General features: G+C 48.5%; 16 protein-coding genes, 2 tRNA genes and 1 pseudogene. 10 read left to right on the forward strand and 9 right to left on the reverse strand.

Annotated features, from left to right (window positions below; all coding sequences use genetic code 11):
- Window positions 1-17 precede the first annotated feature (17 nt).
- Window positions 18-215, forward strand: a complete 198-nt coding sequence (rpsU, locus tag B156_RS0122240) for a 30S ribosomal protein S21 (protein WP_018622005.1) — start codon at window positions 18-20, stop codon at window positions 213-215.
- 241 nt (window positions 216-456) lie between these two features.
- A complete protein-coding gene (locus B156_RS0122250) occupies window positions 457-1353 on the forward strand; it encodes a tyrosine-type recombinase/integrase (protein ID WP_018622007.1) in 897 nt (298 codons plus the stop codon).
- Window positions 1354-1389: 36 nt separating this feature from the next.
- Here B156_RS0122250 and B156_RS0122255 read toward each other — a convergent pair whose 3' ends face one another.
- From B156_RS0122255 to B156_RS0122290, 8 genes and pseudogenes are all read right to left on the reverse strand, one after another.
- On the reverse strand, window positions 1390-3045 hold the full coding sequence (locus tag B156_RS0122255; RefSeq protein ID WP_018622008.1) for a GMC family oxidoreductase: 1656 nt from the start codon (window positions 3043-3045) through the stop codon (window positions 1390-1392).
- 96 nt (window positions 3046-3141) lie between these two features.
- The gene (nfi, locus tag B156_RS0122260; protein WP_018622009.1) at window positions 3142-3849 is read right to left on the reverse strand and encodes a deoxyribonuclease V; all 708 of its coding nucleotides are present in this window, start codon (window positions 3847-3849) and stop codon (window positions 3142-3144) included.
- Between the two features lie 51 nt (window positions 3850-3900).
- Entirely contained in the window at window positions 3901-4314 is a 414-nt protein-coding gene (locus B156_RS0122265; protein WP_018622010.1) for a putative toxin-antitoxin system toxin component, PIN family, read from the reverse strand.
- Window positions 4311-4550, reverse strand: coding sequence for a hypothetical protein (locus B156_RS0122270; RefSeq protein ID WP_157627133.1), 240 nt, complete (start codon window positions 4548-4550; stop codon window positions 4311-4313). The genes B156_RS0122265 and B156_RS0122270 overlap by 4 nt, the downstream gene beginning before the upstream one ends.
- 70 nt (window positions 4551-4620) lie before the next feature.
- Window positions 4621-4800, reverse strand: a pseudogene (locus B156_RS0122275) (endonuclease V); the annotation flags it as partial.
- 71 nt (window positions 4801-4871) lie between these two features.
- The gene (locus B156_RS0122280; RefSeq protein WP_018622013.1) at window positions 4872-6239 is read right to left on the reverse strand and encodes a serine hydrolase; all 1368 of its coding nucleotides are present in this window, start codon (window positions 6237-6239) and stop codon (window positions 4872-4874) included.
- Between the two features lie 52 nt (window positions 6240-6291).
- Window positions 6292-7341, reverse strand: coding sequence for a helix-turn-helix domain-containing protein (locus tag B156_RS0122285; RefSeq protein WP_245563801.1), 1050 nt, complete (start codon window positions 7339-7341; stop codon window positions 6292-6294).
- Window positions 7342-7474: 133 nt separating this feature from the next.
- Window positions 7475-8098: a hypothetical protein gene (locus B156_RS0122290; protein WP_018622015.1), complete on the reverse strand. Its 624-nt coding sequence runs from the start codon at window positions 8096-8098 to the stop codon at window positions 7475-7477.
- Window positions 8099-8290: 192 nt separating this feature from the next.
- Here B156_RS0122290 and B156_RS0122295 point away from each other — a divergent pair, with 192 nt between their 5' ends.
- The 8 genes from B156_RS0122295 to B156_RS0122335 all read left to right on the forward strand — a co-directional run bounded on the left by B156_RS0122295 (window position 8291) and on the right by B156_RS0122335 (window position 14476).
- The gene (locus B156_RS0122295) at window positions 8291-9544 is read left to right on the forward strand and encodes a hypothetical protein (protein WP_026260987.1); all 1254 of its coding nucleotides are present in this window, start codon (window positions 8291-8293) and stop codon (window positions 9542-9544) included.
- 74 nt (window positions 9545-9618) lie between these two features.
- Window positions 9619-11361, forward strand: coding sequence for a hypothetical protein (locus B156_RS0122300; RefSeq protein WP_018622017.1), 1743 nt, complete (start codon window positions 9619-9621; stop codon window positions 11359-11361).
- A 143-nt stretch (window positions 11362-11504) separates the two neighbouring features.
- A tRNA-Gly gene (locus B156_RS0122305) sits at window positions 11505-11580 on the forward strand.
- A gap of 59 nt (window positions 11581-11639) precedes the next feature.
- Window positions 11640-11724, forward strand: a tRNA-Leu gene (locus B156_RS0122310).
- Between the two features lie 351 nt (window positions 11725-12075).
- On the forward strand, window positions 12076-12216 hold the full coding sequence (locus tag B156_RS32665; RefSeq protein WP_084757837.1) for a tyrosine-type recombinase/integrase: 141 nt from the start codon (window positions 12076-12078) through the stop codon (window positions 12214-12216).
- A 77-nt stretch (window positions 12217-12293) separates the two neighbouring features.
- Window positions 12294-13241, forward strand: a complete 948-nt coding sequence (locus tag B156_RS0122315; RefSeq protein ID WP_018622018.1) for a hypothetical protein — start codon at window positions 12294-12296, stop codon at window positions 13239-13241.
- Window positions 13242-13943: 702 nt separating this feature from the next.
- Window positions 13944-14261: a DUF7718 family protein gene (locus B156_RS0122330; RefSeq protein WP_018622021.1), complete on the forward strand. Its 318-nt coding sequence runs from the start codon at window positions 13944-13946 to the stop codon at window positions 14259-14261.
- Window positions 14258-14476 (forward strand): hypothetical protein, encoded by a 219-nt coding sequence (locus B156_RS0122335; protein WP_018622022.1) that lies wholly within the window; start codon window positions 14258-14260, stop codon window positions 14474-14476. Before B156_RS0122330 ends, B156_RS0122335 begins: the two co-directional genes overlap by 4 nt.
- 339 nt (window positions 14477-14815) lie before the next feature.
- Here the strand turns inward: B156_RS0122335 and B156_RS0122340 are convergent, their stop codons facing one another.
- Entirely contained in the window at window positions 14816-15862 is a 1047-nt protein-coding gene (locus B156_RS0122340) for a fatty acid desaturase (protein ID WP_018622023.1), read from the reverse strand.
- Between the last annotated feature and the right edge of the window lie 49 nt (window positions 15863-15911).

Here is a 15911-nt window from a genome sequence, read left to right on the forward strand (position 1 = left end):
AACACAAAATTTACACAATGCTTATCATTAACGTAAAAGACAACGAGTCGATTGACAAAGCCCTGAAACGCTTCAAGAAGAAGTTCGAGAAAACGGGCGTGTTACGGCAGTTGCGGTCGCGGACAGCTTTCCAGAAGCCGTCTGTAAAGCGTCGCACGGAAGTTATCAAGGCTGCCTACAAGGAGAGAATGTATGGCAACCATACCGAGCAATAGAAATTGCCGGTATATGAGTCGGGTATAAATCACTGAATGCGCAGTCATTGATTGTACACCGCTCATCCAGTCACAGGAGCAGCAGACAGGAATGTTTGCTGCTTTTTTGTGCCCTGGATTTTGTGATTTTACGGATTAAATTGATTTTGTTGGTTAAACTGCTGGTGAGTTGTACCGTGGTTTGTTACTTTACAGGTGTGTCGCTTTTCGCGCGAGAAAATCAGTCAATCAGCAAAAACAAATGAATCCCGAATCTGACTTCCTCCAGTACATTCGGTACGAAAAACGCCTTAGCCAGCATACGCTCACGGCTTACGCCAGTGATTTGGAACAGTTCGATGCGTTTCTGAAAGCCGAGTGCGCCATCAGCCAGCCCGAACTGGCCGATTTCCGGCACCTGCGGTCGTGGATTGTGAGTCTGGTAGAGAGTGGGCTGGACAAGTCATCGGTAAACCGGAAAATTGCCACTCTGCGGGCACTCTACGGCTTCTTGCTTCGCCGGAAGGTAATTGACTCTGACCCAACGGTCAAAATTCAGGCGCTAAAAGCCAGTAAGAAACTGCCGCAGTACGTGGAGGAAAAACCCATGGAGATGCTGCTCAGCGATACCGAATTTCCTGACACATTTGAGGGACTGCGGGATAAACTGGTACTCGAATTGCTCTACGGCACCGGCATCCGGCTGAGTGAACTTATTGGCCTGAAAACGGTGGATGTGAACCTGTACAACAAGACCATTACCGTGTTGGGCAAGCGCAACAAGCATCGTATCATTCCGCTTACCCAGCCGCTGTTTGAGCTGATTCAGCAGTACATGACTTTGAAAGAACAGGAATTTAAAGGGCAAGCCGACCAGGCAGTACTACTTGTTGGCGACAAGGGCGTTGCGGCTTACCCCGTTCTAATTCAGCGCATCGTTAAGCGGCATCTTAGTCTGGTGACCACCCTGGAGAAGAAAAGCCCGCACGTACTCCGGCATTCCTTTGCCACGCACCTTCTCAACCGGGGTGCCGACCTGAATGCCATCAAGGATTTGCTGGGCCATAGTAGCCTGGCCGCCACGCAGATTTACACGCATACCAGCCTGGAGCAACTCAAAAAAACTTACGACCAGGCCCATCCGAAAGCGAAGAAGTAACGCGTACCCGAACGGAGTGATTAGGCTGTTACACGCTCAAACGCTGGAGTTGACGCTGTTTTCGACCCGGCTTATCTTTTTACCCAGGATCAAATCTGAACCTTTTTCGCCAATCATGATGCAGGCCGCATTGGTGTTGCCCGATATAACCGTTGGCATAATCGACGCATCGACCACGCGTAATCCCTCCACGTACCGTACCCGCAGGTCTGCATCGACTACGGCCAGTCCATCCGTCCCCATTTTGCAGGTGCCAACCGGGTGGTATACCGTTTCGAGTTGCATCAGGATATGTGCCCAAAGTCCATCGTCCGATGCCCGGTCGATAGGAGTCTGAATTCGCTTCCGGTAGGGTCCGAATGCATCTGCCTCCATTACATCAATGGCTCGTCGTAGCCCCTGAATGAGCGTTTTTCGGTCTTTTTCCTTGGTCAGAAAATTAGGCTGGATAACAGGTGCATCGACTACACTATCCGACCTGAGCCCCACATACCCCCGGCTTTCAGGCCGTAGTAGTGTAGGCAGGAGAGTGTACCCATCCGTACGCGGGTACGTCGCCAGGTTGTAGAGGTCGGTTTTGTAATCGTCGCCCATGTGGACGGGGGCAAAATGGAATTGCAGATCGACCCGCCCCGTAGGATCGAGCAGATTCAGGAAGGCATTGGCTTCGAGTGGACTACTGGTAAGCGCTCCTTTCTTACTGGTAAAGTACGTTGCCAGGGCCATTGCCTGCTGTAGAGGGGCGAGGTGGTAGTTAGTCGTGGTGCCGCGCTGTGAGCAGAGGGCGCTAACACCCGTAAACAGATGGTCCTGTAGGTTTTGGCCCACGCCGGCCAGTTCGTGCTTCACCTCGATGCCCTGCCTTTTTAGTTCGTCTTTGGGGCCAATGCCGGAAAGCATCAACAGTTGAGGGGACTGAAACGCCCCCGCCGAGAGAATTACTTCACGCGTGGCGGTGGCCGTTTGGGTCGTGTTTTTGCCGGTTATAAATTCTACCCCAGTAGCCCTGCCCTGTTGCAGCAGTACTCGCTTGGTCAGGGCGTGGGTAATTACGGTCAGGTTGGGGCGATTTAGGGCGGGTTTCAGAAAAGCAGTAGCCGCGCTATGCCGTTTGCTGTCTTTGATGGTAAACTGAAACAGACCTGCTCCTTCCTGACTGGCCCCGTTGTAATCCCGGGAGCGGGGAATGCCCACTTCGCCACAGGCGGCCAGAAAAGCGGGTGCCAGGGGCGTTAGGAATTGTTGTGCGTAAGTTACGTTGAGTAGGCCGCTGGTGCCGTGATAGCCTGCATCGAGTTGGTTGGCCTGCTCGTTGTGTTCTGAGCGAATAAAATAAGGGAGCACATCCTCGAAACTCCAGCCCGTGTTGCCCAGCCGCGCCCAGTCGTTATAGTCTTCCCGGTTGCCGCGTACGTAAGCCATCGCGTTGGTGCTACTGCTGCCGCCGAGGGTTTTTCCACGCGGCAGGTACATCCGGCGACCGTTCAGCGCTTCCTGTGGTTCGGTCCAGAAACCCCAGTCGACCGCCGTTCCGTTCAGTTTGCTGTAAGCCGCCGGGATGTGAATTTCCAGTTTGGAATCGGGACCACCCGCTTCGAGCAGGAGTACCGAAACGGTGGGGTCAGCAGATAGCCGATTGGCCAGCACACAACCCGCCGAACCAGCGCCAACAATAATGAAATCGTAGTTCATGAAGTATCGCCTATTGATTACTCTGTCCCTGATGAAGGTACAAGATAATCCCGGAAAAATTATTTTCTGGTAAAAGGCCAGCCTTGGATTAAGTCTTCAGCCCGTACTTATTCGCTCACCCCGGCGGAGCGCGTTCACCAGGTTATGCGTCCGACGGGTAGGTTCGGGTAGGCGATACCCGTATCCACGGCGGCCACCATCACATTGGAGCGTTAGGGTGATAGCCGTTTCCAGGTCAATCAGATGGCCGGGCGATACATAGACCGGATTTACTTTATTTTTGGTCCTTAGGGCCGCGCCAATCACCTCGCCATAATGCTTCATAGGCGACCACGACCCACGTTCGGGTGCCGGTTCATCGTACTTCCCCACCAGCACCGATTTGCCACAGCCAAATGTTGGCACATTGAAAAACAGCCCCGCGTGGGAGGCAATACCAATCCGACGCGGGTGAGCAATGCCATGGCCATCGAACATCACTACGTCTGGCTCGGTCTTTAGTTTTGCCCACGCTTCGAGTAATGACGGGATTTCGCGGAAGGAGAGGAGTCCTGGCACATATGGGAACGTAGCCGTGCTGACAACGCCCGCTTCTTCGATGGTTTCCAGCGTTTCCAAGTCCAACACGACAATTCCGGCGTAGACCGTTTCTTCAAACTTGTTGAACGAAATATCGCAGCCTGCAATGGTTTTAGGCGTTTTCGTCAGCGGTTGTATCCGAATCTGCGAACGCAACTGCTGTTGCAGGGCAACGGCTTCGGCGGGGGTTACCTGCCAGTCGTGGAGGGAGGTGTATTGGGCCATTAGGTCAGGAATGAGTCAGTCCTTACTTAACGACTAATGGTGTTGGGTGGTTTACGAATTCGCTAGGATAGACAGGAAGGATTCAAGGCTAACAACATTTAACTTGGGAAAAGGAAGTGACTTGAATACATTGAAGTCGTTGTCTTCGCTTACTACATAATCAGCATTGACTGATAAAGCTAAGTCTGCAAACTTGTTGTCTTCCGGGTCACTCTCAATGAGCTGCCAACGATAGGCAGGTTCTGCAAAAACAACGTTGGGTGCAACTGCCAACTGATGGAGTACTAACTGTGACGTAATGGATGAATAGGTTCTGGTGATGATTTCTTCGTATTCGAGCAAAATTTCAGTGCTTACATACCAGATAAATTTACCCGCCCTAAAATCGAGATAGAGTTGATAGAATGGACTATTGGGCGGTATAGACGCTCGCAGACAGTTTGTGTCAATAATGGCCCGAATCATTCGGTAGCGAATGTGTCGCCCTGTAGCATCTTGCGATAGTCGGCTTCAGTGTACCCTTTTTGATGCGTTACCTGGTCTAGTTCTACCTGAAGCTTCTGGTCGAAATAATTCATCAATACTTGACGTACCTCGAGCGTGAGTGTTTCGTCCATCTTTTGGTCAAACAACCGTAAGAGACTAAGTTGAATGTCATTTAACTTAGTCGTTTCGGAGCCTTTTTGCTGTACAGATGTCATAGTCATTCAACGTTGCTTATCACAAAGTTAATTATTTCTACACCCTAAAATAGCGTAGGCCTTCACACTATATCAGAACCCCGGCGTAGACCGTCTCTTCAAACTTGTTGAACGAAATATCGCAGCCTGCAATGGTTTTAGGCGTTTTCGTCAGCGGTTGTATCCGAATCTGCGAACGCAACTGCTGTTGCAGGGCAACGGCTTCGGCGGGGGTTACCTGCCAGTCGTGGAGGGAGGTGTATTGGGCCATTTGTAGTAGACCTATTTCGTATATGGCTAACCAATGCTACTGGAAACGGTTCAACAAGACCCGTATAGTTATTAAGGCAACAGTTTATTAACTATCACATCTATCCCATTGACATGAACAATCGCCTGCCTGACCTGCCCACTTTTATCCATTTGAAAGGTCCATAGTCCATTGTAGGCTTTCATAAAGAAGTTTCGCTCTGTTTCGGCAAATAGTCGAACTTTAGGTTCGTCATTCGCCTGAACCCAGAGTTGACCATTTTCGAGCGATACTGATATGATGCGGTCAGGTACAACCGAAGGGTCTACTCTGTACCTACCCACGTACTGCTGAAGCAGGCTCTCCTTTACTGCCACTTCGGTATGAGGGAGCCACGAATTGTAGGGTTTTTTTAACAGAATAGCGGTCAACGCCATCACGGCTGGTGACGGTGAATCGCTATAATTAGCAGCGTTTTGAAGGATTATAAGAGTTATGTCTTCACTCGGATAGTACACAGAACTGGCCATAAAGCCCGGATAACCACCATCGTGTCGAACGTACAATTTGCCGAGGTAACTACCCCGCATCCAACCATAACCATAGTCGTTTAGATTGGGGGTAAAGGCTTGCTTCCAGGATTTAGCCGTTAATAATTTTTGACTGGCAACGGCCTGATACCACTTATACAGGTCGCCAGATGTACTATACATAGCCCCCGCCGAATAAGTTACCGTTGAATCGAAGTGTGGGTAGGCTGACTGGTAATCAGCAGTGAGAGTGTCGTACCCCTGGGCGCGGATGCTAGCGGGCAAGTTGATGTAATCGAAGCCCGAATGAGCCATATTAAGCGGGTTAAAGATCAGTTCCCGAACGATTTTCTCATACGGTTGGCCTGTTACTTTTTCGATAATAAGCCCCAGTAAAAAATAGCCTGAGTTGCAGTAGGCATAGGCTGATCCTGGTTTAAAAGCCAACGGTTTATTTTGAAAAATGTCCAGTATCTGTTGCTTGGCTACCGGGTGGCATACAATGGCAGAGTCTCCTTCATCAATTAAACTCATGTAATCAAAAAGGCCCGATGTATGCGTCAATAAGTGGTGGATAGTAATGGAATCACCATTGGGAAAGTCAGGGAAATATGTTGAGAGGTTATCCTGCACAGAAAGCTTACCCTGCTCCTGAAGCATCAAAATCAGGGTAGAGGTAAAGGATTTGGTGATTGACAGAATAGGAAATCGGGTGGCGGTATCGTTCGGGGTTTGGTTATTTACGTGGCTGTACCCATATGCCTTGTGGCACAGAATCTTACCCTTCTGTGCCACCAATGCCACGCCATTAAAATGATTGGCCTGGTGAGCGGAGGTGAGGTATTCGTCTAACTTTTTAGGAATAGGTTGGGCCGACAGATAAGTGGCTACCGCAAATAGGCCCGACAGTAGTAATATCAGGTGTTTCATGACTGCTTGTTTTTTATCCCCAAAGGAGGTTAAAAACAGGTAGTTTGTCTGCTCAAATCGGGATTTGAGCGGTCTTTTTCTGTTCTCTGTCTACATAATCCCGGGGCGACATCCCGGTTTGCTGCTTAAAAGAGCGCTGGAATGTAGCCTGAGAATTAAAGCCGGAGTCAAAGGCAATCCCGGTTAAAGTCAGGTGTTCGTAGGCCGGATTGGTCAATCTCCGTTTCACTTCCTCTACCCGGTATTCGTTGACGAAGCCATTGAAGTTTTTCCCAACGTGTTGATTCAGTACGGCTGAAATCAGCTTTGGGTTCAATTGAAGATGCTGTCCCAGTTTATCAGTTGTCAGATTTGGGTCTAGAAATACCTGATCGGTTGCCATTGCTTTTGATAAGGCAGCTACTACCTGCGAGACTGTTTCCTCCGGTAATTCCGGACTAATTGATTTTTGCAGAGAACTAGCCGGAGAATTGGTCCGGGTATGCAGATAGCCTTTAAAACCGAGCCAGTAAATCAGTAAGGCGATGGGGATATAGATGGGGTACCAGCCAAATCGATCCAGTAATGCATTCCGAAACTCAGGGATAAGGTAGGGTACTAGATGAACAAACCAGATGACCTGAAAAATTAAAAAAACATGGACGAACTGCCTAAGCCAGTTCAGGTTCAGTTGTTGCTGCTCAGCGATTGCGGATTTCCCGGCGACTGTGTAGTGCTGTAATAGCCTTCTTGTGATGAATAAATAAACCGTAATCGAAATCCAGCGGGGAATATCCACATACGTATTGTACTCATTCATGGCGTGACCCCACGATGGCCCATCCTGTCTCGGCCAGAGGCCTAGTAAAAAGCCAGCAAAAAATACCCAGACTATAAGTGGTGCGCCCCAATCCAGCACAATCGGCAAAAATTGTAATCGTTCTGATTTGCCCAATTTGAAAGAAGGATTGAGCAATGAGCGCGTGTAGAAAAAGATAAGCGGCCCAACGGGCATGACCATGTAGAGCGGAGCCAAGTCCAGGAACAGGCTAATGTACCGGTTCGCTACTGGAACACCCACTGCAAAACTCATCAGCGCCAACAAACCGATGAGTGTAGCCAATAGTCGATTTGATAGCCGACTGCCTCTTGTATTCGTCCATAACAAAACAGACAGGATAAATCCCTGAACGGAGCCTAGCAGTAAGATTAAATCAAGTGGAGAAACAACCATGGAAGGGGCTGGAAACTATAATCTAATCCACAATCTTCACCCGAATCTGGTGGGGGGCTACCTGGTTGCCACCGAAGTAAAGGCCGGTATTATAAGCGAATGATTTATTATGCGTAAAGGAGACCGTTTTGCCGCCCAACACCTGATAGAGTTTCCGGTCGTAGTCGATTTTAATGGTTAGCCGGGTGGGGGTGTTGATGGCGGCTTCAGCTACTTTGAAGTCGATGCGCTTTCCTTCTACATAAATATAGGCACCCAAGTCGATGCGGCCGCGCTGGGCATTCCACCGCCAGCCTACCCGTACACCATCAATCTGATGCGGAGGAATGCCGGTAGAAATATCCTGATCTTTGGAACCAACAAATCCCAGACCAATTACTTTATTCCAGTCGTCGGCATCGGTCGGGTCAACCGTATAGATGCAGGAACTGTCGAAAGTAACCGTAGCCGATACTTCGGCAGGGCTGATGAGGAAGCCAACCTTGCGCTTGGGATTCGGTTCGTGTTCGCCCGCTTCGATCACCACCCAATCAGGTTCGGATAGCAAAAAATCGGGAACGCAGGCACTGAACGATAGTATAATGCCCAGAAACAGGCTCGTTTTCAGGGAAATGAGTCTAGCAGGCAACGAAGGTATAAAGCGCATAGTACGGCACGGTTGATTATGCAAATAACGCTATAAACGGCTTCTGTGGTGTCCCGTTGGCTCAAAGTGCAGAAGCTGCCCGTTTCCTGCCGGTTACCTATGGCTAAAAAGAGTTTGCTATCGTTTACCGGCTATGTAACTTTTCGTATCTTTAGCATTGGTACACTACTTGATTTATCTCTTTGCCTACTTATGGAATCAATCCTTTCGTCTCCCGCTCAGTCAAGTCGCGAGCGATCTGTGAATCAGGCTGGTAGCTGGCGGCTGGGTATACCTACCTACATTTACGCCGTTGTCTTCTCATCGTTCTGTGTGGTGATGGGTCTGCTCTGGGACATTATGTGGCACATGAGCATTGGCCGCGACGGTTTGTTTGCGCCCCCGCACGTGGTCATCTATGTGGGCGCGGTGGTAGCGGGGTTGTTCTCGGCTTACCAGATTCTAAACCTGACGCTGACCAAAAACCATCCCGGTCGGCTGGAGGCTGTTCCGTTCTGGGGCGTATTCTACGGACCACTCGGGGCTATGTTTTGCGTATGGGGTGCCCTGACCATGTTGACATCGGCCCCCTTCGATGACTGGTGGCATAACACGTATGGCCTTGATGTAGAGATATTGACCCCACCCCACACTATTTTGGCCATTGGAATTATGACCATGCAGTTTGGGGCGATAGTGGGCGTGTTAGCCCTCCAGAATCAGTACCGAAATCAACCAATAACCGAACTCGCAGATGCTGACACCCGACGGTTAAACCGGTTAAAGTGGCTGTTTGCCATTTCGGCGGGCCTGCTGCTAACTACGCTGTTTACGCTCGCGTCGGAGTCGATGATGAAGTATCGCTCCCATCGGGATTCATACTACATCGCTGCGGCCATCGTGCTGCCATTTTACCTGGTGGCTGTGGGTAGAGCGTCGTTATTGCGCTGGCCCGTTACCACAATTGCCGGGTTATATATGCTGTTTCTGGCAGCGCCAAGCTGGCTGTTGCAGCAATTTCCGGCCACGCCCCGGCTTGGACCGGTATTGAACCCCATTACCCATTATCAGGGCTTCGTTTTTCCGCTGCTGTTGGTGGTTCCTGCTTTCGCGGTCGACTGGCTGATACACCGGTTTGACAAAACGGATGGGCACGGAAAAAAACTGAACGACTGGCTACTGGCTGGCTTGCTGGCGGTGGCGTTCATGGTCGTCCTGCTGGCTGTTCAATGGCCGTTTGGTGAGTTTCTGCAAACGTCTCCGTTAGCCCGGAACTGGTTCTTCTTCTCTGACTCCTGGACCTTCGATAATCCGCCTGACTTTGAATACCGTTATGCTTTCTCTCCCTGGGGTATACAACCGGTAGATCAGTTCGCGGCTGGCTTTGGCCGGGCAATTCTTTACGCCTTTATCTCCGTCCGTATCGGGTTGTTTTGGGGTAACTGGATGAAACGAATAGCGAGGTAAATTCAAAGAGTGAAAGATAAAAAGAGCGAAAGAGTGAATCGGAACGCCGAAGTAGAGTGAAGAACAATAAAAGAATGCGTACAAAAACAGTTGAACAAACAGTGTTGCGTTTGCGGGAGTGGTTAGTGCTGGCACTTTCGCTCTTTCTATCTTTCGCTCTTTCGCCACTGGCCGAAGGCCACGTTGGCAGTTCGGGCGTTGTGGTACAAAAACAGGCGGGCAACTACCAGTTATTAATTAGCATACAGCCCCCCGATGTAGTGCCCGGAACGGCGAAAGTGACCGTGTTTGTAGAGAAGGGGAGGGCCAGTAGTGTTGGTGGACGGCCCATCTATTTCCAGTCGGGTGATGAAGGAGCACCAACCTATGATGTGCTGACACCCGTTGACCAAAATCGGTATGAGGGGGATTTATGGCTGATGGAATCCGGCTCATCAAGCATTGAACTGACTATCGACGGTCCCGATGGAAAACAGCAGGTGGTTGTACCGGTAGTTGCCGTAGCAACAGCCCTGCGCGATATGCCGCCCGGAACCGGTTGGGGACTAGCGGCAATGGGACTGTTATTGGTGGTGATGCTGGTTACCATTATTGGTGCCAGTAATGCCGATGGGGTTGTGGCTCCCGGTCAGGGAGTACCCGACAAGTTGCGTCGCCGGCGACTGGTGGGGATGGGGGTAGGGTTAGTCGTTATTACACTGATATTGACCGGCTGGCGGTCATGGTGGAACAGTACGGCAGCGGAATACCGGGATGTCCAGTTATATCGGCCAGCGCCTATCAGTACGTCGGTGAAGGTTGTTGATGGTCAGCGGCAACTCACTATTCAATTCGACACGACGGGCTTTGGTAAAAAGGAGCAGTCACGCCGGTTGTATAGTTTCATCCTTCCCGACCACGGTAAACTAATGCACGCTTTTCTGGTCAGTATGCCGGGGATGGACGCTTTCGCTCATCTGCACCCCGTCCGGCGGGATACCCTGCATTTCGAAGCTGCCCTGCCGCCACTGCCGGGAGGTAAATACCTGCTTTTTTCTGATGTGGTGTATCGAAGTGGTTTTACCGAAACCCTGACGGATACGCTCGAACTGCCTTCGCTGGAAACAACGGTCCGGCCTCCCGGTGCTGAAGGAGCCGCCCGGTCGGAACCTTCGGATCGCGATGATAGCTGGCTCATTACCGAACCATTGGCCACACCGGGCCTAAAACCCCATGCCGCCAGTGTACCGCATCTGGATAGCGATATGGCTGTCTGCGGAAAACCGGGAGCAAGCTTGACGTTGCAGGACGGTTCAACGATGATCTGGATGGACTCGCCCAGCGTGGATTCGCCCGGACAAACCCTGGAAATGGGTAAACTATACACGCTGAAATTTGCCGTAGCTGATGCGCAGGGGAAAGCAGCCGCACTGGAACCTTACCTGGGTATGCCTGGGCACGCGGCTATCCTGCGCTCCGATGGCTCGGTGTATATTCACCTGCATCCTATCGGTACGTACTCAATGGCGGCAGAAACGTCCCTTTCGGGGCGAATTGCCGATACATCCCGTACGTTCCGATATCCCAATGCGGCCCGTTTCAGCGACAGTATTGACACGTACGTGGCTAAGCTGAAAGCCCTGCCCGAAGCGGAGAAGAATGCACTGCTGGCCACTGGCATGCCGGGGATGAACCACGTCATGAAAATAAATAACATGGTTGAGTTCCCATATGCGTTTCCCCGCGCCGGGCATTACCGCATCTGGGTACAGGTGCAGCGAAACGGGCAGGTGTTAACCGGGGTATTCGATACGGAGGTGAAGGAGGCATTATTTTGATTCATACCTAACCGGTTCAGAATCAGTTTTGAGGAGGATGCTGACGAAAACTTCCTTACTTTTTTTTAGTCAGGACTTGACAAGCCACAAAAATTACCTAATTTTGCATCCACAATTCGCCGATAGTTTGGCGGACTTGTAACGCGAAAGTAGCTCAGCTGGTAGAGCGCGACCTTGCCAAGGTCGAGGTCGCGGGTTCGAACCCCGTCTTTCGCTCCACGAAAAAGGCACCGAGTCCGGTGCTTTTTTCGTAAACGACTGCTTCGGCGGTCATGAATGCCGGGATGGTGGAATTGGTAGACACGCCGGACTTAAAATCCTGTGGGCCACAAGCCCGTGCGGGTTCGACTCCCGCTCCTGGTACATGCCCTCCAAAAAGGGTAAACAAGAGTGGAACAAAAGCGCTGATAATCAGCGCTTTTTGTGTTTTAGGGCCTTCCTGTTATCTGTTGTTTTACCCTTATTTTGCTATTTTTCGTTGTCCATTTGTTACTCGTTTTTGCTACCTACTTGTATGTTCACAATGGATTACAACAGCCAAACGAAAGTAAATACAGAGTATGGCTACCAAACTCAGAAAGAAACCGCTTGCAAGTGGGAAACTCAGCCTCTATTTGCATTTATGGAATTACTTCAACTCTCCTTTGCTCTAATACGAGCGAATTAATTGATAAGATTACTTTCTTTACGTACATCCGCTACCGTAAAAACTGAGTGAGCCTGAGCGAAACCGTTATATTTCACATTACCCGTCATTTCTTTGCTGCTAACCTCCTGATCTATGAGACCGATGTAAAAACGGTTTCCTCCCTGCTAGGTCATGCCAGTTTAAATCATACACGGAAGTATATATGAGTAGTGTAGGCCCTAAAACGAAATACTGTCAACCGCTTACCTGAAATTGAGTTGTAACCTGTTAATCAGCCCTTGAAATGAATTATGAGGAGATAGCTAAGCAGATAAAAGAGGTAGATAATCTTGTGAGCGGTGAGGGGCTGGCCTGTATTGTAATGATAAACTCAGTGAATGAGTTTGACGATCTTTATTGGCATCATAAAGGGCAAATAAGCGATTCATGGAATTTTAGAGATTCATTAATTAGACGCTTAGACAGACTTGATCAAAATACGAGGATGGGAGCACTTAGGCAAGAAAAAGTACTACTGCTCACTCTCATGAAGAAGAGCGCCTTGACTGATTTGTATTTTACACCATATTTAAAAGACATGGCAAGACGTATAGTTGAGCTATCAAATAAAGATATTTACTTGACTCTAACTAAATATGATTTTGTGCCAGAGGACTTTAAGCTGAAGCATACGACATTGCACCAGATACTAATATATTTAGTTCAATGGCGAGAGGAATTATATTACCGTTACTCAGAGATTATAAAGTTAGAGCATATGTCCCAATACGAATGGACTATAGAACCATCTATTAGCAGGCTCGAAAGCCTAAGCTTCATGCGTGTGAATAACAGATTGCGCTGGGTACTCAAAAAGAGGCAGTTAACTGATCTTCTCAAGCTATTCAAAAAGTACTTCTCAAGACGTGCCGATTTTTCAATAATTACCAATGTTTTGTATAATCCAAATTGTGATGGAAATATAATATGGGTGGGTAGTACCGAGGCTCTTGTTTACTTGTTCTGTCGATTAGTTGAACATGAATATATACTTAATAAGAATTGGGGTATGGTAATTATGAATCGACTTGTGTTTTGCAGTAAGCAAGGAAACATCATTACCAACAGGAACATTAACGCGACACTTTATAGAATCAAACATAAAGAGATAACCACAAAAGAATTCAAGCTTATAGATAGAAAGTTGACTGACTTCAAAGTGGAAAACGGCCCTTTTGGTTACATGGAATGACTAAAACGCAGTCCTTCATAATTATTTATGTTATTGACTATCAGGAATTTGCAAAGCTTTTGTTTATCCTTGGCGGGTACATTTGATTTTTGTAGGATTTTTTCTATTTTCTTTACATCCAGTTAGTTAATGATTGTCATTCTGGCAAAGGTTGGCTAACCGGGTTTGCGCAAACCCATTTTTCAAACAGGTAAAACCGTTTAAAAATGGGAATAACCACAGTGAGCGAGGCTGAGGAGTTCAGCCAGCAATTACAGGATCAGGGCCAACAGTTAACGCCACAGCAGCAGTTAACTTTCCTTTTCAAGGAAGGCGGGTAGATAACGGTCAATAGTCGTCGCTGAAACGTCTAGTCACTACTCAACGGGAAGTCGTTGAAATCAGGGCATCACAATCAGTGGGCCTTATTATCCGATTAATTTCCAGACGTGAAGAAACTATTCATTCAAAACGATTTGGGATTAGCCACTGCTTTCAGCCGCTCGTAGTTTTACCGCATACACCTTGTTTGCATCACGGCTGATGGAGAAAACGGGCAGACCGGAGATGCAAGCCAATACGATATACTTCAGCAAGATTAAACGATACTTGTCCTCAAGGATTTAGGTGCGCTACAGGTAGATGGGCTAACCCATCTCAAAAACATGGCCGTTGAGCAAACCACCGCTCAGCCGCCTACGTTAACTAGATAAGTCAATTCTGATGAATCGTAAAGAATTTTTTATTGGCCTGATTTGGCAGACAGACCGTTTGCGGTTTTCTATCGACACTGAACAGGGAAAAGTCGTTAACTTTGTGGCTCAGTATGAGACCTGGCTAACTGGAAAGTGGCAGGCCGTTGTACGGTACGATTTTGCACACAGCTTTTTTCATCGGGATTTGACGAATCCAGACGGGGAACAGGAAAAAACACCTATTGACATTCAGGACCGGGGGCAAGCGTTGGACTATGCAAAAAACGACCTTATTGCTAACTGGCAACAGTATTTAGAGCGGTACACAAACCGAATGAAGCAATGAAAGACAAGGAGGAAATGAGCCGCAACATTGGATTGGCCTTTGATTTGTTGAGCGAGGTTATCAATAACCCTGCTTTGGCAGATGCTATACCCGATGGCTCAACCGTTCGGTTTGTACGAGTTGATAGTGATGAAACCCGCAACGTTCCCTTTATAGTACGTACTCCTCAGCTATTGCCTAAAGGATTTGATTTCACGTTCTCGAAAGCCAGTTGACAACGTACCGGCTTGCTGATTGATAAGGCTCCTGTTCAGGAGCTTTTTTTGTGGCAGGGCTACGCCCAAAACATGAAGCAGGGGAGGGGTGTATCAATTCTCTATCATTGGCCTGATTGACAACCGTTGTACTAGGCAAAAAGGAAAGGTGCCAAGATTTAGGGAGAGGGGGATTTTCTGTTACTCGTGTAAAATCTGTTTCCTATTTGTTACTCACTATATTTATGATACTGAAAAACAGATAGTTATGTGGTTGTTTTGTACCCGCTCCCGGTACCAAAATGCGCAATGCCTTGCTATCAACACATAGCAAGGCATTGCGCATGTAAAAAGACTGTTTTAGCTGACTACCTTTTCGGCCGCTGTTTCTTTGGGCTGATTTACGTATTTTTTCAGGAAGTCTTTTTTATTATCCCGGTAGGAGGATACCATACCCATCTTGTATAGGCCAAGAATATAGAGCCAGGCAAAATCTAACTGCATTGGAAGAAAACCGGCACGGGCACTACTAGGGTAGAGGTGGTGGTTATTGTGCCACTCACCCGAAAAAATGCCGGGCCTTGTTTGATTGATGGACAGATTCCGACGGTCGAAGTCGACGCCATCCACGTGTTTCTCTTCGCCTTTCCCGTGGCCGGTGTAGTTGAACAAGCGGACCAGAACGAACCAGAACAGCGCCCCGGTAAACAATCCACAGGCCAGTGCGGGGCCACCAATCAGATAAAACATGGTGAACCAGAACGACCAGTTCAGCAGCCACAGGCCAATAGTATAGTAAGGCGAAGCAATAGAACCCCAGGTCAGATACTGTTTATAGCTGTTAATCCAGACACCGGTATGTTTCATGAAACTGGCGGCCTTGGCGTATTCCTCTTCCGTCAGATTCTTGGCGATACTCTGGTGATTTACATCTGACAGCATACAGTACATCAGGCCACCACTGGCATTATAGGGGTCGCCCGGCTGGTCGGATTTCGAATGGTGCACATGGTGCGATACCACGTAAATCTCCTCTGGAAACGTCTTCAACACCAGATTCTGAGTAATAAATCGCCAGATGGGATGGCTGAATGTGAAGGCTTTGTGCGTGCTGTACCGATGAAACCAAATGGTGGCATGGGTACTCATAATCACAATGCTATACAGAAAGGAAACCAGGAATAGCGGAATGGTGAAGTATTTGAAGAAAGCCAGTATGAAAAAGGGAACCAGGCAAACAGCCATCATCCAGCTTACAGCGGAGATCCAGTTTCGTTTGTCTGCGAATATGTTAATTCGTGAAAAAGCTTCCTTGAAGAGCTGCCCGGTCGTGGGAATGATTAATTCACCTTTCTCATTGCTCCAGCCGTAAGACGGTTCTTGAAGCACATTGTCAATAAATGCCATATAGGAAATTTACGTATAGTATTTAAACGTGGATTTCTAAGTAACGGTA

It is taken from the genome of Spirosoma luteum DSM 19990, assembly GCF_000374065.1.
Classification (GTDB): domain Bacteria; phylum Bacteroidota; class Bacteroidia; order Cytophagales; family Spirosomataceae; genus Spirosoma; species Spirosoma luteum.

Coding starts and splice junctions, on each gene's coding strand:
- rpsU (WP_018622005.1), top strand. CDS start 18: ATGCTTATCATTAACGTAAAAGACAACGAGTCGATTGACAAAGCCCTG.
- B156_RS0122250 (WP_018622007.1), top strand. CDS start 457: ATGAATCCCGAATCTGACTTCCTCCAGTACATTCGGTACGAAAAACGC.
- B156_RS0122255 (WP_018622008.1), bottom strand. CDS start 3,045: ATGAACTACGATTTCATTATTGTTGGCGCTGGTTCGGCGGGTTGTGTG.
- nfi (WP_018622009.1), bottom strand. CDS start 3,849: ATGGCCCAATACACCTCCCTCCACGACTGGCAGGTAACCCCCGCCGAA.
- B156_RS0122265 (WP_018622010.1), bottom strand. CDS start 4,314: ATGATTCGGGCCATTATTGACACAAACTGTCTGCGAGCGTCTATACCG.
- B156_RS0122270 (WP_157627133.1), bottom strand. CDS start 4,550: ATGACATCTGTACAGCAAAAAGGCTCCGAAACGACTAAGTTAAATGAC.
- B156_RS0122280 (WP_018622013.1), bottom strand. CDS start 6,239: ATGAAACACCTGATATTACTACTGTCGGGCCTATTTGCGGTAGCCACT.
- B156_RS0122290 (WP_018622015.1), bottom strand. CDS start 8,098: ATGCGCTTTATACCTTCGTTGCCTGCTAGACTCATTTCCCTGAAAACG.
- B156_RS0122295 (WP_026260987.1), top strand. CDS start 8,291: ATGGAATCAATCCTTTCGTCTCCCGCTCAGTCAAGTCGCGAGCGATCT.
- B156_RS0122300 (WP_018622017.1), top strand. CDS start 9,619: ATGCGTACAAAAACAGTTGAACAAACAGTGTTGCGTTTGCGGGAGTGG.
- B156_RS0122315 (WP_018622018.1), top strand. CDS start 12,294: ATGAATTATGAGGAGATAGCTAAGCAGATAAAAGAGGTAGATAATCTT.
- B156_RS0122330 (WP_018622021.1), top strand. CDS start 13,944: ATGAATCGTAAAGAATTTTTTATTGGCCTGATTTGGCAGACAGACCGT.
- B156_RS0122335 (WP_018622022.1), top strand. CDS start 14,258: ATGAAAGACAAGGAGGAAATGAGCCGCAACATTGGATTGGCCTTTGAT.
- B156_RS0122340 (WP_018622023.1), bottom strand. CDS start 15,862: ATGGCATTTATTGACAATGTGCTTCAAGAACCGTCTTACGGCTGGAGC.